We start from the raw sequence: 21,980 nt of genomic DNA, 5'->3' as shown, positions 1-21,980 counted from the left end.
ACGGTTGTCGCAGGACGATACGGCCCCTATTATCGACGGCTTTCCAGTGGGTTCGTTGAGGGCAGGTTTATGGTCAAGGTCGGTATCGTCGGCGGCACCGGTTACACCGGTGTCGAATTGCTGCGTCTGTTGGCTCAGCATCCGCAAGCTGAGGTGGCGGTCATCACTTCCCGATCCGAAGCTGGGCTGGCCGTGGCCGATATGTACCCGAACCTGCGAGGCCACTATGACGGCCTGGCGTTCAGCGTGCCGGACATCAAGACCCTGGGCGCGTGCGACGTGGTGTTCTTCGCCACGCCTCACGGTGTCGCCCATGCACTGGCCGGTGAGTTGCTGGCGGCCGGCACCAAGGTTATCGACTTGTCGGCCGACTTCCGCTTGCAGGACGCCGATGAGTGGGCCAAGTGGTACGGTCAGCCTCATGGAGCGCCGCAGTTGTTGGAGGAGGCGGTGTACGGCTTGCCGGAAGTCAATCGTGAGCAGATCAAGCAAGCACGCCTGATTGCGGTACCAGGTTGCTATCCGACGGCGACACAGTTGGGGTTCCTGCCATTGCTGGAAGCTGGCTTGGCGGATGCGTCGCGCCTGATCGCCGACTGCAAATCGGGCGTCAGCGGCGCTGGTCGTGGTGCGGCGGTGGGGTCTTTGTACTCCGAAACGTCGGAAAGCATGAAAGCCTATGCGGTAAAAGGCCATCGCCACTTGCCTGAAATCCGCCAGGGGTTGCGTCGCGCCGCGGGCAAGGATGTGGGGCTGACCTTTGTGCCGCACCTGACGCCAATGATCCGTGGGATTCACTCCACGCTTTATGCAACCGTCACTGATCGCTCGGTCGACTTGCAGGCGCTGTTTGAAAAGCGTTATGCCAATGAGCCGTTCGTCGACGTGATGCCGGCGGGCAGCCACCCGGAGACTCGTAGTGTGCGTGGTGCCAATGTGTGCCGTATCGCCGTGCATCGTCCGCAGGATGGCGACCTGGTTGTGGTGCTGTCGGTGATCGACAACCTGGTCAAAGGCGCGTCGGGCCAGGCGGTGCAGAACATGAACATCCTGTTCGGTCTGGATGAGAAGTTGGGCCTGGCCCACGCGGGAATGTTGCCTTAACGCAGTCTGGTGGTTACGCAAAAGGCCCGGTGATCGGGCCTTTCGTGTTTTTATGGCGGCTGCACAGATTGATATACCGTAACAATAGTTGACCGCTTTTCTAGGAGAAGCGGATAATGCCGGTCATTACGCATATGGCGGCGCTACGCCGGGAGATTATCAGCATGAGCGTTGAATCCTTCACCCCCACGGCTTTGCAATTCACCCACGGTGCTGCGCACAAGGTGAAGAGCCTGGTCGATGAAGAGGGTAATGATCGCTTGAAGCTGCGCGTATTTGTTACGGGCGGCGGTTGTTCAGGGTTTCAGTACGGTTTTACCTTCGATGAAGATGTGGCCGATGACGACACCATCGTCGAGCGCGAGGGCGTCAGCCTGGTCGTGGATCCGATGAGCTTCCAATACCTGGCTGGTGCCGAGGTGGATTATCAGGAAGGTCTGGAAGGTTCGCGTTTCGTGATCAAGAACCCTAATGCCACCACTACCTGTGGCTGCGGATCTTCGTTCTCGATCTGATCGGTAGCGGATACAGAAACGCCGCTTGGCTTTTATGGGCCAAGCGGCGTTTTGCTGTCTGAAGCCAGTTTAGGCCGGGTAGATGGCGCCGAGCACCCGTAACCCACGGGCGCCGGTTACGCTAGGGCGGTTGGCGGCGATGCCTTCCAGGCAGCAGTGCGCCAGCCAGGCGAAGGCCATGGCTTCGACCCAGTCCGGGTCTACCCCGTAAGTGGCTGTGCTACTGACGTGAGTAGAAGGCAATAGCGCGGTCAGCCGATTCATCAGCATCGTGTTGTGCGCGCCGCCGCCGCAGATGAGCAACGTCTCAGTGCTCGTCTGTGCGCTTTGCAGAGATTCGACGATGGTGAGAGCCGTCAGCTCCAGCAGAGTGGCCTGCACGTCTTCGGGCTCAAAGACGGGCAACGGGCTCAGGTGCTGTTGCAGCCAGGCCAGATTGAACACTTCGCGACCTGTGCTTTTGGGGCCTTTGGTCAAGAAGAACGGGTCGCTGAGCAATGCGTTGAGTAGTTGAGGCTGAACCTTGCCGCTAGCGGCCCATTGCCCGTCGCGGTCGAAGTGTTCACCGCGCTGGTGGTGAATCCACGCATCCAGAAGAACATTCCCGGGACCGCAGTCGAAACCCGCTACAGGCTTGCTCGCCTCGATGAGGCTGAGGTTGCTGAACCCGCCGATATTCAACACTGCGCGATTGCCAGTGTGCTCGCCAAACAGAGCTTCATGAAACGCTGGAACCAGAGGGGCTCCCTGGCCTCCGGCGGCAACATCACGGCTGCGGAAGTCGCTGACTACGCTGATCCCTGTCAGCTCGGTGAGCAGGGCAGGGTTGCCGATCTGCACCGTAAAGCTTCGAGCGGGTTCATGGCGGATCGTTTGCCCATGGCTGCCAATTGCGCGGATGTCCTGAGGCTTGAAGCGGTTTTGCTCCAGCAAGGCCCGGATGCCTTGCGCGGCGAGTGTTACCCACTGTTGCTGGGCGATTGCCGAGCGGGCGATTTCATCCGGGCCGCTGGCGCACAGGCTCAGAAGTTCAGCCCGCAAGGTGTCTGGCATCGGGATGTAGTGCGTGGCGATCAGCTTGATCGCCGCACCTTGCTCGATAAGGGCGATATCCAGTCCATCAAGGCTGGTTCCGGACATCACACCGATATAGAGCGGCATACCTTAACGCTTCGCCGAAGCCAGCAAGGTGGAGCGCTCTTGATCCATCCGTGCCATCAACGGCTGGCTCTGTTGCATGAAGCGTGCGCGTTCGGCCTTGGCGATCGGATCGGCCATTGGCAGTTTTTGACCCAGGGGGTCGACGTGTACGCCGTTGACCTGGAACTCATAATGCAAGTGCGGTCCGGTGGACAGGCCGGTGGTGCCGATGTAGCCGATCACTTGACCTTGCTTCACGTTGCCGCCGGTTTTGACGCCCTTGGCGAACCCTTGCATGTGGCCGTATAGCGTACGGTAAGTGTTGCCGTGCTGGATGATCACCGTATTGCCGTAACCACCCCGGCGCCCCGCCAGCAGTACCTTGCCGTCGCCCGCCGCCTTGATGGGTGTGCCACGCGGAGCGGCATAGTCCACACCCTTGTGTGCGCGAATTTTGTTCAGAATTGGATGCTTGCGGCCCATGGAGAAACGCGAGCTAATACGGGCGAAGTCCACGGGCGTACGGATGAAGGCCTTGCGCATGCTATTGCCGTCGGCCGTGTAATAGCTGCTATTGCCTTGTTTGTTTGTGTAGCGAACGGCTGTGTAGGTTTTGCCGCGGTTGGTGAAGCGCGCAGAAAGAATATTGCCAGTGCCCACCACTTTGCCGTTGGCCACTTTCTGTTCGTAGATCACATCGAATTCGTCGCCCTGGCGGATGTCCTGAGCGAAGTCGATGTCATAGCCAAATACGCTGGCCATGTCCATGGTCATGCTGTGGGACAAGCCGGCTCGGGCAGCCGATTGTGACAAGGAGCTGTTGATCACCCCGTGTACGTAGGCGGAACGCATAACCGGCTTGGTGGTGATGCGGTTGAAGGCGAAGCCTTTGGCACCTTTGCTCAGGCTGATGCTTTCCAGGTCGCTGAGGCTGGTGTGCAGGTTGTTCAACTGGCCGTCTGGCGTCAGTTCAAATTCAAGCTTCTGGCCGCGTTTGAGCTGGGTGAATTGCTTGGCTTGCTTATCGCTGGCCAGCACTTCATTCACAGCGGTGGCAGGCAGCCCAACCTTTTCGAACAGGGTGGATAGCGTGTCGCCTTTGCCCACGATGACTTCGCGATGCTGGGGATTCTTTGCGGCAGCTGCCGCAGGTGCTTCCTGGGCGGCTTGCTGGGTGTCTTCGGGAGCGCTTTCGATCTGTGCGAAAGGTGATTCAGTTGCAGTGTTTGTGGCTTGTTGGGCGTCGGAAGCGTCTTGATCTTGTGTCAGTTGTTCAACTGGGCTTTCCAGATCAAGGCTCAGGGATGTTCGTTTGGCTTCTACGTCACTGGAAGGGAATACCAGCAGTGCCAGGCTGAGAAGGGCGGCGATACCACTTGCGGCGAGCAGGTGGGTCTTCGGGTAAAGCGGCGGCGCTTTAGACGGTTCAGTGGTCATAGGTAATTTGACTTTGAAGATGAAATGGAAAAGATGAATGACATGATGAAGATGAAATAACTGTATAAAATATAACCAAATCATCTGTGGCGCAAGCTCGCGAATGCTGGGCTCGCTGAACGGTGTCCGTGCGCAGGGCAAAACTTGTAATTAGTCCCTGATCTTGTATGGTTGGTTCCCTTTTGAATCTGAGCCTTGCGGGTCTGTTATGAAGTCGGTTGAAGAGCAGCTAGCGCTGATAAAACGTGGTGCGGAAGAACTGTTGGTTGAAGCTGAGCTGATCGAAAAGCTTAAGCGTGGCCAGCCCCTGCGTATCAAGGCTGGCTTTGATCCGACTGCGCCGGATCTGCACCTGGGTCATACCGTGCTTATTAATAAGCTGCGTCAGTTTCAGGAGCTGGGCCATCAAGTCATCTTTCTTATCGGTGACTTCACGGGAATGATCGGTGATCCCAGCGGCAAGAGTGCTACGCGCCCGCCGCTGACTCGTGAGCAGGTTCTCGATAATGCCGAGACCTACAAGACCCAAGTGTTCAAGATCCTTGATCCGGCCAAGACCGAGGTGGCATTCAACTCCACCTGGATGGACAAGATGGGGCCGGCAGACTTTATTCGCCTGACCTCCCAGTACACCGTGGCACGTATGCTCGAGCGCGATGATTTCGACAAGCGCTACTCCACCAATCAGCCGATCGCGATTCATGAGTTCCTCTACCCATTGGTCCAGGGGTATGACTCGGTGGCGCTGCGTGCGGATGTTGAGTTGGGCGGTACCGATCAGAAGTTCAACCTGCTGATGGGGCGTGAGTTGCAGCGCGCATACGGTCAGGAGGCTCAGTGCATTCTGACTATGCCGTTGCTGGAAGGGTTGGATGGCGTCAAGAAAATGTCCAAGTCCCTGGGTAACTATGTCGGTATCCAGGAGGCGCCGGGCGTAATGTACGGCAAGCTGGTTTCCATTCCTGATGCGCTGATGTGGCGTTACTTCGAGCTGTTGAGCTTCCGCTCGATGGACGAAATCAATGCGTTGCGTGCGGACGTAGAGGCAGGCGCCAATCCGCGTGATGTGAAGATCAAGCTGGCTGAGGAGATTGTCGCGCGCTTCCATGGCGAAGAGGCTGCTGCCAGTGCGCATCGTGCAGCTGGTAATCGTATGAAGGATGGTGAGCTGCCGGACGATCTGCCGGAGATTGAACTGACCGCTGCCGAGGCTATGCCGATTGCGGCTGTCCTTAATAAGGCGGGCTTGGTGAAGAACTCGGCGGTCGCTCGTGATCTCTTGGGGTCGGGTGGTGTACGTATAGATGGTGAAGTGGTTGATCGCACATTTATGTATGAGCTGGGCGCCACTCACGTTTGTCAGGCGGGTAAGAAGGCGTTTGCGCGAATTACGCTCAAATCCGAATAAGTCTGAAATTAGATGTTGACGGCGAATTATATCTGTCTATAATTCGCCCCACTTCCGGCGCAGTCGAAACGGAAAACTCCTTGGTAAACAATGAGTTACGTAGTTTTCGGCAGCAGGTTGCTTCAGTTCATCGAAGCCAAAAGGAAGTTGAAAAAGAGGTGTTGACAGCAGCGTGTAACGCTGTAGAATTCGCCTCCCGCTTCGGAGAGATCTTAAGCGCAAGTGGTTGAAGTTGTTGAAGAAATCTTCGAAAGCTTCTGAAAATAATCACTTGACAGCAAATGAGGCTGCTGTAGAATGCGCGCCTCGGTTGAGACGAAAGATCTTAACCAACCGCTCTTTAACAACTGAATCAAGCAATTCGTGTGGGTGCTTGTGGAGTCAGACTGGTAGTCAACAAGATTATCAGCATCACAAGTTACTCCGCGAGAAATCAAAGATGTAACCAACGATTGCTGAGCCAAGTTTAGGGTTTCTTAAAAACCCAAAGATGTTTGAACTGAAGAGTTTGATCATGGCTCAGATTGAACGCTGGCGGCAGGCCTAACACATGCAAGTCGAGCGGTAGAGAGAAGCTTGCTTCTCTTGAGAGCGGCGGACGGGTGAGTAATGCCTAGGAATCTGCCTGGTAGTGGGGGATAACGTTCGGAAACGGACGCTAATACCGCATACGTCCTACGGGAGAAAGCAGGGGACCTTCGGGCCTTGCGCTATCAGATGAGCCTAGGTCGGATTAGCTAGTTGGTGGGGTAATGGCTCACCAAGGCGACGATCCGTAACTGGTCTGAGAGGATGATCAGTCACACTGGAACTGAGACACGGTCCAGACTCCTACGGGAGGCAGCAGTGGGGAATATTGGACAATGGGCGAAAGCCTGATCCAGCCATGCCGCGTGTGTGAAGAAGGTCTTCGGATTGTAAAGCACTTTAAGTTGGGAGGAAGGGTTGTAGATTAATACTCTGCAATTTTGACGTTACCGACAGAATAAGCACCGGCTAACTCTGTGCCAGCAGCCGCGGTAATACAGAGGGTGCAAGCGTTAATCGGAATTACTGGGCGTAAAGCGCGCGTAGGTGGTTTGTTAAGTTGGATGTGAAATCCCCGGGCTCAACCTGGGAACTGCATTCAAAACTGACTGACTAGAGTATGGTAGAGGGTGGTGGAATTTCCTGTGTAGCGGTGAAATGCGTAGATATAGGAAGGAACACCAGTGGCGAAGGCGACCACCTGGACTAATACTGACACTGAGGTGCGAAAGCGTGGGGAGCAAACAGGATTAGATACCCTGGTAGTCCACGCCGTAAACGATGTCAACTAGCCGTTGGAAGCCTTGAGCTTTTAGTGGCGCAGCTAACGCATTAAGTTGACCGCCTGGGGAGTACGGCCGCAAGGTTAAAACTCAAATGAATTGACGGGGGCCCGCACAAGCGGTGGAGCATGTGGTTTAATTCGAAGCAACGCGAAGAACCTTACCAGGCCTTGACATCCAATGAACTTTCCAGAGATGGATTGGTGCCTTCGGGAGCATTGAGACAGGTGCTGCATGGCTGTCGTCAGCTCGTGTCGTGAGATGTTGGGTTAAGTCCCGTAACGAGCGCAACCCTTGTCCTTAGTTACCAGCACGTAATGGTGGGCACTCTAAGGAGACTGCCGGTGACAAACCGGAGGAAGGTGGGGATGACGTCAAGTCATCATGGCCCTTACGGCCTGGGCTACACACGTGCTACAATGGTCGGTACAGAGGGTTGCCAAGCCGCGAGGTGGAGCTAATCCCATAAAACCGATCGTAGTCCGGATCGCAGTCTGCAACTCGACTGCGTGAAGTCGGAATCGCTAGTAATCGCGAATCAGAATGTCGCGGTGAATACGTTCCCGGGCCTTGTACACACCGCCCGTCACACCATGGGAGTGGGTTGCACCAGAAGTAGCTAGTCTAACCTTCGGGAGGACGGTTACCACGGTGTGATTCATGACTGGGGTGAAGTCGTAACAAGGTAGCCGTAGGGGAACCTGCGGCTGGATCACCTCCTTAATCGACGACATCAGCTGCTCCATAAGTTCCCACACGAATTGCTTGATTCATTGAAGAAGACGAAAAGAAGCAGCCCGAAATTGGGTCTGTAGCTCAGTTGGTTAGAGCGCACCCCTGATAAGGGTGAGGTCGGCAGTTCGAATCTGCCCAGACCCACCAATTTTGTGTGGGAAACGCCTGTAGAAATACGGGGCCATAGCTCAGCTGGGAGAGCGCCTGCCTTGCACGCAGGAGGTCAACGGTTCGATCCCGTTTGGCTCCACCACTACTGCTTCTGTTTGTATAAAGCTTAGAAATGAGCATTCCATCGTTGTGATGGTGAATGTTGATTTCTAGTCTTTGACTAGTTCGTTCTTTAAAAATTTGGGTATGTGATAGAAAGATAGACTGAACGTTACTTTCACTGGTAACGGATCAGGCTAAGGTAAAATTTGTGAGTTCTCTTAATCGAGAAATTCGAATTTTCGGCGAATGTTGTCTTCATAGTATAACCAGATTGCTTGGGGTTATATGGTCAAGTGAAGAAGCGCATACGGTGGATGCCTTGGCAGTCAGAGGCGATGAAAGACGTGGTAGCCTGCGAAAAGCTTCGGGGAGTCGGCAAACAGACTTTGATCCGGAGATGTCTGAATGGGGGAACCCAGCCATCATAAGATGGTTATCTTGTACTGAATACATAGGTGCAAGAGGCGAACCAGGGGAACTGAAACATCTAAGTACCCTGAGGAAAAGAAATCAACCGAGATTCCCTTAGTAGTGGCGAGCGAACGGGGACTAGCCCTTAAGTGGCTTTGAGATTAGCGGAACGCTCTGGAAAGTGCGGCCATAGTGGGTGATAGCCCTGTACGCGAAAATCTCTTAGTCATGAAATCGAGTAGGACGGAGCACGAGAAACTTTGTCTGAATATGGGGGGACCATCCTCCAAGGCTAAATACTACTGACTGACCGATAGTGAACTAGTACCGTGAGGGAAAGGCGAAAAGAACCCCGGAGAGGGGAGTGAAATAGATCCTGAAACCGTATGCGTACAAGCAGTGGGAGCCCACTTTGTTGGGTGACTGCGTACCTTTTGTATAATGGGTCAGCGACTTATTTTCAGTGGCGAGCTTAACCGAATAGGGGAGGCGTAGCGAAAGCGAGTCTTAATAGGGCGTCTAGTCGCTGGGAATAGACCCGAAACCGGGCGATCTATCCATGGGCAGGTTGAAGGTTGGGTAACACTAACTGGAGGACCGAACCGACTACCGTTGAAAAGTTAGCGGATGACCTGTGGATCGGAGTGAAAGGCTAATCAAGCTCGGAGATAGCTGGTTCTCCTCGAAAGCTATTTAGGTAGCGCCTCATGTATCACTGTAGGGGGTAGAGCACTGTTTCGGCTAGGGGGTCATCCCGACTTACCAAACCGATGCAAACTCCGAATACCTACAAGTGCCGAGCATGGGAGACACACGGCGGGTGCTAACGTCCGTCGTGAAAAGGGAAACAACCCAGACCGTCAGCTAAGGTCCCAAAGTTATGGTTAAGTGGGAAACGATGTGGGAAGGCTTAGACAGCTAGGAGGTTGGCTTAGAAGCAGCCACCCTTTAAAGAAAGCGTAATAGCTCACTAGTCGAGTCGGCCTGCGCGGAAGATGTAACGGGGCTCAAACCATACACCGAAGCTACGGGTATCACGTAAGTGATGCGGTAGAGGAGCGTTCTGTAAGCCTGTGAAGGTGAGTTGAGAAGCTTGCTGGAGGTATCAGAAGTGCGAATGCTGACATGAGTAACGACAATGGGTGTGAAAAACACCCACGCCGAAAGACCAAGGTTTCCTGCGCAACGTTAATCGACGCAGGGTTAGTCGGTCCCTAAGGCGAGGCTGAAAAGCGTAGTCGATGGAAAACAGGTTAATATTCCTGTACTTCTGGTTATTGCGATGGAGGGACGGAGAAGGCTAGGCCAGCTTGGCGTTGGTTGTCCAAGTTTAAGGTGGTAGGCTGGAATCTTAGGTAAATCCGGGATTCTAAGGCCGAGAGCTGATGACGAGTTAACTTTTAGTTAACGAAGTGGTTGATGCCATGCTTCCAAGAAAAGCTTCTAAGCTTCAGGTAACCAGGAACCGTACCCCAAACCGACACAGGTGGTTGGGTAGAGAATACCAAGGCGCTTGAGAGAACTCGGGTGAAGGAACTAGGCAAAATGGCACCGTAACTTCGGGAGAAGGTGCGCCGGTGAGGGTGAAGGACTTGCTCCGTAAGCTCATGCCGGTCGAAGATACCAGGCCGCTGCGACTGTTTATTAAAAACACAGCACTCTGCAAACACGAAAGTGGACGTATAGGGTGTGACGCCTGCCCGGTGCCGGAAGGTTAATTGATGGGGTTAGCTAACGCGAAGCTCTTGATCGAAGCCCCGGTAAACGGCGGCCGTAACTATAACGGTCCTAAGGTAGCGAAATTCCTTGTCGGGTAAGTTCCGACCTGCACGAATGGCGTAACGATGGCGGCGCTGTCTCCACCCGAGACTCAGTGAAATTGAAATCGCTGTGAAGATGCAGTGTATCCGCGGCTAGACGGAAAGACCCCGTGAACCTTTACTATAGCTTTGCACTGGACTTTGAATTTGCTTGTGTAGGATAGGTGGGAGGCTTTGAAGCGTGGACGCCAGTCTGCGTGGAGCCAACCTTGAAATACCACCCTGGCAACTTTGAGGTTCTAACTCAGGTCCGTTATCCGGATCGAGGACAGTGTATGGTGGGTAGTTTGACTGGGGCGGTCTCCTCCTAAAGAGTAACGGAGGAGTACGAAGGTGCGCTCAGACCGGTCGGAAATCGGTCGTAGAGTATAAAGGCAAAAGCGCGCTTGACTGCGAGACAGACACGTCGAGCAGGTACGAAAGTAGGTCTTAGTGATCCGGTGGTTCTGTATGGAAGGGCCATCGCTCAACGGATAAAAGGTACTCCGGGGATAACAGGCTGATACCGCCCAAGAGTTCATATCGACGGCGGTGTTTGGCACCTCGATGTCGGCTCATCACATCCTGGGGCTGAAGCCGGTCCCAAGGGTATGGCTGTTCGCCATTTAAAGTGGTACGCGAGCTGGGTTTAGAACGTCGTGAGACAGTTCGGTCCCTATCTGCCGTGGACGTTTGAGATTTGAGAGGGGCTGCTCCTAGTACGAGAGGACCGGAGTGGACGAACCTCTGGTGTTCCGGTTGTCACGCCAGTGGCATTGCCGGGTAGCTATGTTCGGAATAGATAACCGCTGAAAGCATCTAAGCGGGAAACTAGCCTCAAGATGAGATCTCACTGGAACCTTGAGTTCCCTGAAGGGCCGTCGAAGACTACGACGTTGATAGGTTGGGTGTGTAAGCGCTGTGAGGCGTTGAGCTAACCAATACTAATTGCCCGTGAGGCTTGACCATATAACACCCAAGCAATTTGCATGCTCTGAGCTGAAAAGCGAAAGAGACCAGATTGCGGTGTGTGAAGACGAAAATGAACCGAAAGTTCGACGCTCACAAAACACCGAAAACTGTCACATACCCAATTTGCTGAAGCGAGACCAACTGGTCACGACTCAGTACCCGAATTTCTTGACGACCATAGAGCATTGGAACCACCTGATCCCATCCCGAACTCAGCAGTGAAACGATGCATCGCCGATGGTAGTGTGGGGTTTCCCCATGTGAGAGTAGGTCATCGTCAAGATTAAATTCCAGAACCCCTGTTTGCTAACGCAGACAGGGGTTTTGTTTTGGGCGGTCGAAAAAACTAAAAAACCATCGCTCATGTCCTGAGTGCAAACGCCCTGCGTTTCTATGCAATGACCTTACGCATGGCTATTATGCGTGCCTCATTGTGAGGCGATATTTGCATGCTGATGTTGTTGAAACTACTGAAAGACGGTCGATTCCATTCTGGAGAAGCGCTTGGCGCCGCCCTGGGCGTCAGTCGCAGCGCTGTGTGGAAGCAGCTTCAGCATCTTGAGGCAGAGTTAGGGCTGCCCATTCATAAGGTCCGAGGTCGTGGGTATCAATTGGCTGCGCCGTTGGTGTTCTTGAGTGCAGAGCAAATTTCCCTGAATGCGGCCTCTTTAACCTGGCCAGTTCATATTTTCGATTCCATCGACTCCACTAACGCCGAAGCTTTGCGTCTCGTTGACTCAGGGTGCGCAGCCCCCTTTGTCGTACTGTCGGAGCAGCAGACGGCTGGTAGGGGAAGGCGTGGTCGAAAATGGGTCAGTCCGTTTGCGCAAAATGTCTACTACAGTCTCGTGCTGCGCATTGAAGGTGGTCTGCGACAGTTGGAGGGGTTGAGTCTCGTAGTTGGCTTAGCCGTTATGCAGGCGTTGCGTGAGACCGGTGTACAGGGCGCGGCTTTGAAATGGCCAAACGACGTCTTGGTCGGGAGCAAGAAAATTTCTGGCATCTTGCTGGAGCTGGTGGGGGATCCTGCGGATATCTGTCACGTTGTCCTAGGGATAGGCATCAATGTGAATATGCAGAAAGCCGATGATGTGGATCAGCAATGGACTTCAATTCAGCTCGAGACCGGTTCTGCTATTGATCGCAACCAATTGGTGGCGCGTCTGGGGATGCAGTTGCAAGGCTATCTGGATCGACATAAGACTGCCGGTTTTGCCGGGCTGCAAGATGAGTGGGAGCGGCATCACTTGTGGCAGGGCAAGCCTGTGTCTCTCGTTGCTGGTGTTACCCAGATTGATGGGGTGGTGTTGGGCGTGGATCATCAGGGCGCGTTGCGCTTGAATGTCGATGGCGTCGAGAAAATATACAGCGGTGGTGAGTTAAGCCTGAGGTTGCGTGATGATTCTTGAGCTCGACTGTGGGAACAGCTTCATAAAGTGGCGCGTGCTTGAGGCGAGTGATGCAAGTGTCTCCGCCGAAGGCGTGGTGGGTTCGGATGATGCGTTGATTGAGAGCCTGATAGCGCTTCCTGGCCTTCTGCTCACGCGTTGTCGGTTAGTGAGTGTTCGAGCGCTTGAGGAAACCGACAAGCTGGTAGAGGCGTTGGTGAAGGCATTTGGCGTTACCGTTTCCTGTGCGGGTTCCGCGCGACAAATGGCCGGTGTGCACAATGGCTACGAAGAGTTCGAGCGGCTTGGGCTGGATCGTTGGTTGGCGATGCTGGGTGCATATAAGTTAGCGTCCGGCGCATGCGTAGTGCTCGATTTTGGTACGGCGGCGACCGCAGACTTTATTGATGTTGATGGTGAGCACTTGGGTGGGTTTATTTGCCCGGGCTTGCCACTTATGCGCAATCAGTTGCGAACCCATACGCGCAAGATACGTTATGACGATGCCGCGGCTGAGAGAGCTCTTGAGCGTCTCTCTCCTGGGCGGACGACCGTAGAGGCTGTCGAGCGCGGTTGTACGCTTATGCTAAGAGGGTTCGTGTTGACCCAGCTTGAATTGGCGAGAAGCTATTGGGGCGAGGATTTCACTGTCTTCCTGACGGGGGGGGATGCCGACCTGGTCAGGGATGCTGCACCTCAGGCTTGTTTGGTCCCGGACCTTGTGTTTGTTGGTTTGGCAATGGCGTGTCCTTTGTCTTGAGGTGATTATGCGCTGGCTGTTTTTGCTTTTACTTGTCCTCAATGTTTTCTACTACGTCTGGCATCAGCAAGAAGCTCCATTGCGTGCCAAGGACGTCACACCATTGAGTCTCTATCGTGGAACGCAGCAAGATATTCGGCTCCTGAGTGAGTCTGCCGACACGGTGGCGCGGCGTGATCGAGCAAGGGGGGCTGATGCACAAAGCACCTGTCTGTACATTGGTGGTTTCTCGGATCGTCACCAGGCGCTCTCTCTCGAGCAGCGGCTGACAAGCTTGGACATAAGGGTCAGGCTTCAATTGTTGAGCGCGCCTGAAGCCTCGGGTTACTGGTTGCGAGTAGCCCCTGAGAGTAGGCGCTTGGCTGACGATCTGCCCTTTGAAAGCCTTGCTAATGAATTCAATGAGTTAAAACATAAAATAATGCTGTGCGAAGGCATTGCAACTCTCGAATAGTTTGCATAGAATGGCGCCCGCTTCGCAGTGAAGACCTTTAAGGGCTTCAAGGTGAAACGAAGGTCAACGCAGCTAACCTCATATTTTTAATGAGAAAATGCTTGACAGAAGGCCGGCGTGATGTAGAATGCCGGCTCGCTTAGGAGGGGTTCCCGAGCGGCCAAAGGGATCAGACTGTAAATCTGACGTCTACGACTTCGAAGGTTCGAATCCTTCCCCCTCCACCATTTTTAGCGTGAGCTGCAAGCTCCGCGGGTATAGTTTAGTGGTAGAACCTCAGCCTTCCAAGCTGATGATGCGGGTTCGATTCCCGCTACCCGCTCCAAGTTTGCAGGTTGTGCAAGGTGTTTTGCTCTTGTAGCTCAGTTGGTAGAGCACACCCTTGGTAAGGGTGAGGTCAGCGGTTCAAATCCGCTCAAGAGCTCCATATAACAAGGCAGATATGAAAATATCTGCCTTTGTTTTAACAGCTGCCTCGGCTTGTATCGTGTTATGTCTGGCTGTGATTGTCAGGTGATTTCAAGTCTGTTGGGGTTGGTTGTTGTAAAGTCTTTTTCAGGCCTGCATAATGGTCGGCCTGATTTTGTTTTAGGTCAGTAGCTCAATTGGCAGAGCGACGGTCTCCAAAACCGTAGGTTGGGGGTTCGATTCCCTCCTGACCTGCCAGATTCACGTGGTGTGTCTGGCTTTCTTTTCACAGGATCTTCATAGATGACTCCTAAGGCTGAAGCTCAAAGCTCTCGTTTCGATCTGTTCAAGTGGCTCGCTGTAGTCGCCTTGGTGGTCGTAGGCGTTGTTGGCAATCAGTACTATTCTGCTTCGCCGATCCTGTACCGTGTCCTCGCATTGCTCGCCCTCGCTGCTGTAGCTGCCTTTGTAGGCCTGCAGACTGCTAAAGGCAAGTCTTTCGCGGTCCTGGTAAAGGAAGCTCGCACCGAAATTCGTAAAGTCGTTTGGCCGACTCGCCAAGAAACCACGCAGACCACATTGATTGTTGTGGCTGTTGTTCTGGTTATGGCGTTGCTGTTGTGGGGGCTCGATTCCCTGCTCGGCTGGCTTGTTTCCTTGATTGTTGGCTAAGGGTGTCCCGTGGCTAAGCGTTGGTACGTTGTGCATGCTTACTCGGGTTACGAGAAGCATGTTATGCGCTCTTTGCTGGAGCGCGTAAAGCTGGCAGGCATGGAAGATGGCTTCGGCGAAATTCTGGTTCCCACTGAAGAAGTGGTTGAAATGCGGAATGGCCAGAAGCGCAAGAGTGAGCGCAAGTTCTTCCCTGGCTACGTGCTGGTACAGATGGACATGAATGAAGGTACTTGGCACTTGGTCAAGGATACTCCTCGTGTCATGGGTTTCATTGGCGGTACTGCTGATAAGCCTGCTCCGATCACTGACAAGGAGGCAGAAGCAATTCTGCGTCGTGTTGCTGACGGTAGCGACAAGCCCAAGCCGAAGACATTGTTCGAGCCGGGTGAGGTTGTTCGTGTTACAGATGGTCCTTTCGCTGATTTCAATGGCACCGTCGAAGAAGTTAACTACGAAAAGAGCCGGATCCAAGTGGCAGTGCTCATTTTCGGTCGCTCTACTCCGGTAGAGTTGGAGTTCAGCCAGGTCGAGAAGGTCTAGCTGAAAAAGCATCCCAACCCCGCAGCCTTAGGCTGTGGGGTTTTGTCGTCACTGGGATAAACGCGCAAGTAACCGGGGAGCCTTTCTAGGCGTTTGAACCCGTAATTGGAGTGCCTCATGGCCAAGAAGATTACCGCTTACATCAAGCTGCAAGTGAAGGCCGCTCAGGCCAACCCTAGCCCACCCGTCGGTCCAGCTCTGGGTCAGCACGGCGTGAACATCATGGAATTCTGCAAGGCCTTCAACGCCCGTACTCAGGGTCTTGAGCCAGGTCTGCCGACTCCAGTGATCATCACTGTATACAGCGACCGTAGCTTTACTTTCGAAACCAAGTCGACCCCGGCTTCGGTTTTGTTGAAGAAAGCTGCTGGTCTGACTAGCGGTTCCGCTCGTCCGAACACCGTTAAGGTTGGCACCGTAACTCGTGCTCAGCTGGAAGAAATCGCGAAAACCAAAAACGCGGATCTGACTGCAGCTGATATGGATGCAGCCGTGCGTACCATCGCCGGTTCTGCTCGTAGCATGGGCCTTAACGTGGAGGGTGTGTAATGGCTAAGCTGACCAAGCGCCAAAAGGCTATCGCCGGCAAAATCGAAGCAGGCAAGTCCTACAACTTCGTAGACGCTGCTGCTCTGCTGACCGAGCTGTCGACTGTCAAGTTCAGCGAGTCTGTTGACGTTGCTGTGAACCTGGGTGTTGACCCGCGTAAATCCGACCAGGTCGTTCGTAGCGCTACTGTGCTGCCACACGGTACTGGCAAGACTGTACGTGTTGCTGTCTTCACTCAGGGCCCGGCGGCTGAAGCTGCTCTGGCTGCCGGCGCTGATCGCGTTGGTATGGACGATCTGGCTGCCGAAATGAAAGGCGGCGATCTGAACTATGACGTCGTTATTGCTTCCCCGGATGCAATGCGCGTTGTAGGTCAGTTGGGTCAGATCCTGGGTCCACGTGGCCTGATGCCTAACCCTAAAGTCGGTACCGTAACGCCAGACGTAGCTACCGCGGTTAAAAACGCCAAGGCTGGTCAGGTTCGTTATCGCACCGACAAAAACGGCATCATTCACACCTCCGTTGGCAAGGTCGGCTTCGACGCCGTCAAGCTGAAGGAAAACGTTGAAGCCCTGATCGCTGATCTGAAGCGTATCAAGCCAGCTTCCTCGAAAGGCATCTACGTCAAGCGCGTTACCCTGAGCACCACTATGGGCCCAGGTCTGGTCATCGACCAAGGCTCGCTGGACGTATAAGACACAAATTGGCGCAAGCGATTGCGCCAATTGAAAGATTGGGGTCCCTGCCTGGCGGGGGCTATCCAAGACCGTAGGCGACGCAAGTCTTAAACCAACAAGCCTACGCAGATGGTGCTCCCGGTTCCTTACCGAATCAGACACCAAAACGACATCCGGCCTCGGCCAGATGAAACGGTAACAAGCAGGAGTTAAACCCGTGGCAATTAATCTCGAAGACAAGAAGGCCATCGTCGCTGAAGTCAACGAGGCTGCCAAAGCTGCTCTGTCCGCTGTCGTGGCTGATGCCCGTGGTGTGACAGTAGGCGCTATGACCGGACTCCGTAAAGAGGCTCGTGAAGCTGGCGTATACGTACGTGTTGTACGTAACACCCTGCTCAAGCGCGCTGTTGCTGACACTGAATACAGTGTTCTCAACGACGTGTTCACTGGCCCGACTCTGATCGCGTTCTCCAAGGACCATCCAGGCGCTGCTGCCCGTTTGTTCAAAGAGTTCGCCAAGAGTCAGGATAAGTTCGAGATCAAGGCAGCTGCGTTCGAGGGCAAGTTCCTCGCAGCTAACCAAATCGACGTACTGGCAACACTGCCGACCCGCGACGAAGCCATTTCGCAGCTGATGAGCGTGATTCAAGGCGCTACCAGCAAGCTGGCTCGTACTCTGGCTGCAGTTCGCGAGCAAAAAGAAGCTGCCGCAGCCTAAGGCTGAGCAACTTCTCTCGCGTATTTTTGTTTATTTCGATGGCCGCGTAGGCCGTCCCCCAATTCAGGAAATACAGCAATGTCTATCTCCCAAGACGATATCCTCAACGCCGTAGCTGAAATGTCGGTTCTGCAGGTTGTTGAGCTGATCAAAGCTTTCGAAGAAAAATTCGGCGTTTCCGCTGCCGCTGCTTCCGCTGGCCCAGCTGCTGCTGCTGCCGTTGTTGAAGAGCAAACCGAATTCAACGTCATGCTGACCGAAGCTGGCGAGAAGAAAGTAAACGTGATCAAGGCAGTACGTGAACTGACCGGTCTGGGCCTGAAAGAAGCCAAGGCTGTAGTTGACGGCGCTCCTGCCATGGTTCTGGAAGCTGTTGCCAAAGACGCAGCTGACAAAGCCAAAGCTACTCTGGAAGAAGCAGGCGCTAAAGTCGAGCTGAAGTAAGCATCGACCTTGCGTCTCCAGCCCAAGCGTTAAGCTGAAGGCTGATGGCTGGTGGCTCTTGCCACCGGCCTTTTTCCGTTCTTGGCTGTCGACTCGGTCGCCGCCATTAACGCGCTGTAGCCACCCGAAGCGGTGGTGCAAACCATGGGGTTTGCAAGATTTTCTGGCTGCTCCCGTCGGAGGGGCCAAACAAGCAGGTGACCAAGCTGGGGAACGCTGATGGCTTACTCATATACTGAGAAAAAACGTATCCGCAAGGACTTTAGCAAGTTGCCGGACGTCATGGATGTCCCGTACCTTCTGGCTATCCAGCTGGATTCGTATCGTGAATTCTTGCAGGCGGGAGCGACCAAAGATCAGTTCCGCGACGTGGGCCTGCATGCGGCCTTCAAATCCGTTTTCCCGATCATCAGCTACTCCGGCAATGCTGCGCTGGAGTACGTCGGTTATCGCCTGGGCGAACCGGCATTTGATGTCAAAGAATGCGTGTTGCGTGGCGTTACGTACGCCGTACCTTTGCGGGTAAAAGTCCGTCTGATCATTTTCGACAAAGAATCGTCGAACAAAGCGATCAAGGACATCAAAGAGCAAGAAGTCTACATGGGCGAGATCCCATTGATGACTGAGAACGGTACCTTCGTTATCAACGGTACCGAGCGTGTAATCGTTTCCCAGCTGCACCGTTCCCCGGGCGTGTTCTTCGACCACGACCGCGGCAAGACGCACAGCTCCGGCAAACTCCTGTACTCCGCGCGGATCATTCCGTACCGCGGTTCGTGGTTGGACTTCGAGTTCGACCCGAAAGACTGCGTGTTCGTGCGTATCGACCGTCGTCGCAAGCTGCCGGCCTCGGTACTGCTGCGCGCGCTCGGCTATACCACTGAGCAAGTGCTGGACGCTTTCTATACCACCAACGTATTCAGCCTGAAGGATGAAACCCTCAAGCTGGAGCTGATCGCTTCGCGTCTGCGTGGTGAAATTGCTGTCCTGGACATCCAGGATGAGAAAGGCAAGGTCATCGTTGAGGCTGGCCGTCGTATCACTGCGCGCCACATCAACCAGATCGAAAAGGCTGGTATCAAAGAGCTGGAAGTGCCTCTGGACTACGTTCTGGGTCGCACGACCGCCAAGGTCATCGTTCACCCGGCTACAGGCGAAATCCTGGCTGAGTGCAATACCGAGCTGAACACCGAGATCCTGGCGAAAATCGCCAAGGCCCAGGTTGTTCGCATCGAGACCCTGTACACCAACGACATCGACTGCGGTCCGTTCATCTCCGACACTCTGAAGATCGACTCCACCAGCAACCAATTGGAAGCGCTGGTCGAGATCTATCGCATGATGCGTCCTGGTGAGCCACCAACCAAAGACGCTGCCGAAACCCTGTTCAACAACCTGTTCTTCAGCCCTGAGCGCTATGACCTGTCTGCGGTCGGCCGGATGAAGTTCAACCGTCGTATCGGTCGTACCGAGATCGAAGGTTCGGGCGTGCTGTGCAAGGAAGACATCGTCGCGGTACTGAAGACGCTGGTCGACATCCGTAACGGCAAAGGCATCGTCGATGACATCGACCACCTGGGTAACCGTCGTGTTCGCTGCGTAGGCGAAATGGCCGAGAACCAGTTCCGCGTTGGCCTGGTGCGTGTTGAGCGTGCGGTCAAAGAGCGTCTGTCGATGGCTGAAAGCGAAGGCCTGATGCCGCAAGACCTGATCAACGCCAAGCCAGTGGCTGCGGCGGTGAAAGAGTTCTTCGGTTCCAGCCAGCTTTCCCAGTTCATGGACCAGAACAACCCGCTGTCCGAGATCACCCACAAGCGCCGTGTATCCGCACTGGGCCCGGGCGGTCTGACCCGTGAGCGTGCTGGCTTCGAAGTTCGTGACGTACACCCGACGCACTACGGTCGTGTTTGCCCGATCGAAACGCCGGAAGGTCCGAACATCGGTCTGATCAACTCCCTGGCCGCTTATGCGCGTACCAACCAGTATGGCTTCCTCGAGAGCCCGTACCGTGTGGTGAAAGACGCTCTGGTCACCGACGAGATCGTGTTCCTGTCCGCCATCGAAGAAGCTGATCACGTGATCGCTCAGGCTTCGGCCACGATGAACGACAAGAAAGTCCTGATCGACGAGCTGGTAGCTGTTCGTCACTTGAACGAGTTCACCGTCAAGGCGCCGGAAGACGTCACCTTGATGGACGTTTCTCCGAAGCAGGTAGTTTCGGTTGCAGCGTCGCTGATCCCGTTCCTGGAGCACGATGACGCCAACCGTGCATTGATGGGTTCCAACATGCAGCGTCAAGCTGTACCGACCCTGCGTGCTGACAAGCCGCTGGTAGGTACCGGCATGGAGCGTAACGTAGCCCGTGACTCCGGCGTTTGCGTCGTGGCTCGTCGTGGCGGCGTTATCGACTCTGTTGATGCCAGCCGTATCGTGGTTCGTGTTGCCGATGACGAAGTAGAAACTGGCGAAGCCGGTGTCGACATCTACAACCTGACCAAATACACCCGCTCGAACCAGAACACATGCATCAACCAGCGTCCGCTGGTGAGCAAGGGTGATCGCGTTCAGCGTAGCGACATCATGGCCGATGGCCCGTCCACCGATATGGGTGAACTGGCTCTGGGTCAGAACATGCGCATCGCGTTCATGGCATGGAACGGCTTCAACTTCGAAGACTCCATCTGCCTGTCCGAGCGTGTGGTTCAAGAAGACCGCTTCACCACGATCCACATTCAGGAACTGACCTGTGTGGCACGTGACACCAAGCTTGGGCCTGAGGAAATCACTGCAGACATCCCGAACGTGGGTGAAGCTGCACTGAACAAGCTGGACGAAGCCGGTATCGTTTACGTAGGTGCTGAAGTTGGCGCAGGCGACATCCTGGTGGGTAAGGTCACTCCGAAAGGCGAGACCCAACTGACTCCGGAAGAGAAGCTGCTGCGTGCCATCTTCGGTGAAAAAGCCAGCGACGTTAAAGACACCTCCCTGCGTGTACCTACCGGTACCAAAGGTACTGTCATCGACGTACAAGTCTTCACCCGTGACGGCGTTGAGCGTGATGCTCGTGCACTGTCCATCGAGAAGACCCAGCTCGACGAGATCCGTAAGGATCTGAACGAAGAGTTCCGTATCGTTGAAGGCGCGACCTTCGAACGTCTGCGCTCCGCTCTGGTAGGCCACAAGGCCGAAGGCGGCGCAGGTCTGAAGAAAGGTCAGGACATCACCGACGAAATTCTCGACGGTCTTGAGCACGGCCAGTGGTTCAAACTGCGCATGGCTGAAGACGCTCTGAACGAGCAGCTCGAGAAGGCCCAGGCCTACATCGTTGATCGCCGCCGTCTGCTGGACGACAAGTTCGAAGACAAGAAGCGCAAACTGCAGCAGGGCGATGACCTGGCTCCAGGCGTGCTGAAAATCGTCAAGGTTTACCTGGCAATCCGTCGCCGCATCCAGCCGGGCGACAAGATGGCCGGTCGTCACGGTAACAAAGGTGTGGTCTCCGTGATCATGCCGGTTGAAGACATGCCGCACGATGCCAATGGCACCCCGGTCGACGTCGTCCTCAACCCGTTGGGCGTACCTTCGCGTATGAACGTTGGTCAGATCCTTGAAACCCACCTGGGCCTCGCGGCCAAAGGTCTGGGCGAGAAGATCAACCGTATGATCGAAGAGCAGCGCAAGGTCGCAGACCTGCGCAAGTTCCTGCACGAGATCTACAACGAGATCGGCGGTCGCAACGAAGAGCTGGATACCTTCTCCGACCAGGAAATCCTGGATCTGGCGAAGAACCTGCGCGGCGGCGTTCCAATGGCTACCCCGGTGTTCGACGGTGCCAAGGAAAGCGAAATCAAGGCCATGCTGAAACTGGCAGACCTGCCGGAAAGCGGCCAGATGCAGCTGTTCGACGGTCGTACCGGCAACAAGTTCGAGCGCCCGGTTACTGTTGGCTACATGTACATGCTGAAGCTGAACCACTTGGTAGACGACAAGATGCACGCTCGTTCTACTGGTTCGTACAGCCTGGTTACCCAGCAGCCGCTGGGTGGTAAGGCTCAGTTCGGTGGTCAGCGTTTCGGGGAGATGGAGGTCTGGGCACTGGAAGCATACGGTGCTGCATACACTCTGCAAGAAATGCTCACAGTGAAGTCGGACGATGTGAACGGTCGTACCAAGATGTACAAAAACATCGTGGACGGCGATCACCGTATGGAGCCGGGCATGCCCGAGTCCTTCAACGTGTTGATCAAAGAAATTCGTTCCCTCGGCATCGATATCGATCTGGAAACCGAATAACACGTGACGCGAATCGAGAGCGTGGCCGTT

15 protein-coding genes, 6 tRNA genes and 3 rRNA genes are annotated in these 21,980 nt (G+C 54.6%); 22 read left to right on the top strand and 2 right to left on the bottom strand.

All coding sequences use genetic code 11. The features are described 5' to 3' along the window. Nucleotides 1-69 precede the first annotated feature (69 nt). Nucleotides 70-1,104 carry an N-acetyl-gamma-glutamyl-phosphate reductase gene (gene argC, locus LJX92_RS24155; RefSeq protein WP_103735227.1) on the top strand — a complete coding sequence of 345 codons (1,035 nt, stop codon included), beginning with the start codon at nt 70-72 and terminating at the stop codon, nt 1,102-1,104. A gap of 164 nt (nt 1,105-1,268) precedes the next feature. After that, nucleotides 1,269-1,619, top strand: a complete 351-nt coding sequence (gene erpA, locus LJX92_RS24150) for an iron-sulfur cluster insertion protein ErpA (RefSeq protein WP_003176443.1) — start codon at nt 1,269-1,271, stop codon at nt 1,617-1,619. Nucleotides 1,620-1,688: 69 nt separating this feature from the next. Here the strand turns inward: erpA and LJX92_RS24145 are convergent, their stop codons facing one another. Beyond that, nucleotides 1,689-2,780, bottom strand: coding sequence for an anhydro-N-acetylmuramic acid kinase (locus tag LJX92_RS24145; RefSeq protein ID WP_148854048.1), 1,092 nt, complete (start codon nt 2,778-2,780; stop codon nt 1,689-1,691). 3 nt (nt 2,781-2,783) lie between these two features. Beyond that, complete coding sequence (locus LJX92_RS24140) at nt 2,784-4,196, bottom strand: peptidoglycan DD-metalloendopeptidase family protein (RefSeq protein WP_005792000.1); 1,413 nt, start codon at nt 4,194-4,196, stop codon at nt 2,784-2,786. Between the two features lie 208 nt (nt 4,197-4,404). Here LJX92_RS24140 and tyrS point away from each other — a divergent pair, with 208 nt between their 5' ends. From tyrS to rpoB, 20 genes are all read left to right on the top strand, one after another. After that, nucleotides 4,405-5,604 (top strand): tyrosine--tRNA ligase, encoded by a 1,200-nt coding sequence (gene tyrS, locus LJX92_RS24135; RefSeq protein WP_103735226.1) that lies wholly within the window; start codon nt 4,405-4,407, stop codon nt 5,602-5,604. Between the two features lie 496 nt (nt 5,605-6,100). Beyond that, nucleotides 6,101-7,637, top strand: a 16S ribosomal RNA gene (locus tag LJX92_RS24130). 82 nt (nt 7,638-7,719) lie between these two features. Next, a tRNA-Ile gene (locus LJX92_RS24125) sits at nt 7,720-7,796 on the top strand. Nucleotides 7,797-7,826: 30 nt separating this feature from the next. Beyond that, nucleotides 7,827-7,902 (top strand) — tRNA-Ala (locus LJX92_RS24120). A 247-nt stretch (nt 7,903-8,149) separates the two neighbouring features. After that, nucleotides 8,150-11,041: ribosomal RNA gene (locus tag LJX92_RS24115) — 23S ribosomal RNA — on the top strand. Between the two features lie 170 nt (nt 11,042-11,211). After that, nucleotides 11,212-11,327, top strand: a 5S ribosomal RNA gene (gene rrf / locus LJX92_RS24110). The 16S, 23S and 5S rRNA genes sit together here with 2 tRNA genes alongside, the layout of an rRNA operon. A 166-nt stretch (nt 11,328-11,493) precedes the next feature. Beyond that, nucleotides 11,494-12,453, top strand: a complete 960-nt coding sequence (birA, locus tag LJX92_RS24105; protein WP_032879211.1) for a bifunctional biotin--[acetyl-CoA-carboxylase] ligase/biotin operon repressor BirA — start codon at nt 11,494-11,496, stop codon at nt 12,451-12,453. Further along, nucleotides 12,443-13,192, top strand: a complete 750-nt coding sequence (locus tag LJX92_RS24100; RefSeq protein WP_032879212.1) for a pantothenate kinase — start codon at nt 12,443-12,445, stop codon at nt 13,190-13,192. The genes birA and LJX92_RS24100 overlap by 11 nt, the downstream gene beginning before the upstream one ends. Before the next feature lie 7 nt (nt 13,193-13,199). Beyond that, nucleotides 13,200-13,646: a hypothetical protein gene (locus LJX92_RS24095; RefSeq protein ID WP_005791992.1), complete on the top strand. Its 447-nt coding sequence runs from the start codon at nt 13,200-13,202 to the stop codon at nt 13,644-13,646. A 142-nt stretch (nt 13,647-13,788) separates the two neighbouring features. Then, nucleotides 13,789-13,873, top strand: a tRNA-Tyr gene (locus LJX92_RS24090). Between the two features lie 24 nt (nt 13,874-13,897). Next, nucleotides 13,898-13,971 (top strand) — tRNA-Gly (locus LJX92_RS24085). 26 nt (nt 13,972-13,997) lie between these two features. Further along, a tRNA-Thr gene (locus tag LJX92_RS24080) sits at nt 13,998-14,073 on the top strand. Nucleotides 14,074-14,236: 163 nt separating this feature from the next. Continuing rightward, nucleotides 14,237-14,312, top strand: a tRNA-Trp gene (locus LJX92_RS24075). A 45-nt stretch (nt 14,313-14,357) separates the two neighbouring features. Continuing rightward, on the top strand, nt 14,358-14,726 hold the full coding sequence (gene secE / locus LJX92_RS24070; RefSeq protein WP_005791990.1) for a preprotein translocase subunit SecE: 369 nt from the start codon (nt 14,358-14,360) through the stop codon (nt 14,724-14,726). A gap of 9 nt (nt 14,727-14,735) precedes the next feature. Further along, on the top strand, nt 14,736-15,269 hold the full coding sequence (gene nusG, locus LJX92_RS24065; RefSeq protein WP_003176436.1) for a transcription termination/antitermination protein NusG: 534 nt from the start codon (nt 14,736-14,738) through the stop codon (nt 15,267-15,269). A gap of 117 nt (nt 15,270-15,386) precedes the next feature. Next, complete coding sequence (gene rplK / locus LJX92_RS24060; protein WP_003176435.1) at nt 15,387-15,818, top strand: 50S ribosomal protein L11; 432 nt, start codon at nt 15,387-15,389, stop codon at nt 15,816-15,818. Continuing rightward, entirely contained in the window at nt 15,818-16,513 is a 696-nt protein-coding gene (rplA, locus tag LJX92_RS24055) for a 50S ribosomal protein L1 (RefSeq protein WP_003176434.1), read from the top strand. Before rplK ends, rplA begins: the two co-directional genes overlap by 1 nt. 199 nt (nt 16,514-16,712) lie before the next feature. Further along, the gene (gene rplJ, locus LJX92_RS24050; RefSeq protein WP_003232405.1) at nt 16,713-17,213 is read left to right on the top strand and encodes a 50S ribosomal protein L10; all 501 of its coding nucleotides are present in this window, start codon (nt 16,713-16,715) and stop codon (nt 17,211-17,213) included. A gap of 78 nt (nt 17,214-17,291) precedes the next feature. Then, nucleotides 17,292-17,657, top strand: a complete 366-nt coding sequence (rplL, locus tag LJX92_RS24045; RefSeq protein WP_005791984.1) for a 50S ribosomal protein L7/L12 — start codon at nt 17,292-17,294, stop codon at nt 17,655-17,657. A 219-nt stretch (nt 17,658-17,876) separates the two neighbouring features. Beyond that, complete coding sequence (gene rpoB, locus LJX92_RS24040; RefSeq protein ID WP_019819139.1) at nt 17,877-21,950, top strand: DNA-directed RNA polymerase subunit beta; 4,074 nt, start codon at nt 17,877-17,879, stop codon at nt 21,948-21,950. The last annotated feature ends 30 nt before the right edge of the window (nt 21,951-21,980 follow it).

This window comes from Pseudomonas sp. HN8-3 (genome assembly GCF_020790195.1).
Lineage (GTDB): Bacteria > Pseudomonadota > Gammaproteobacteria > Pseudomonadales > Pseudomonadaceae > Aquipseudomonas > Aquipseudomonas synxantha_A.
The sequence above is the reverse complement of the archived record's forward strand: the minus strand, read 5'-3'. Positions and strand labels throughout refer to the sequence as shown.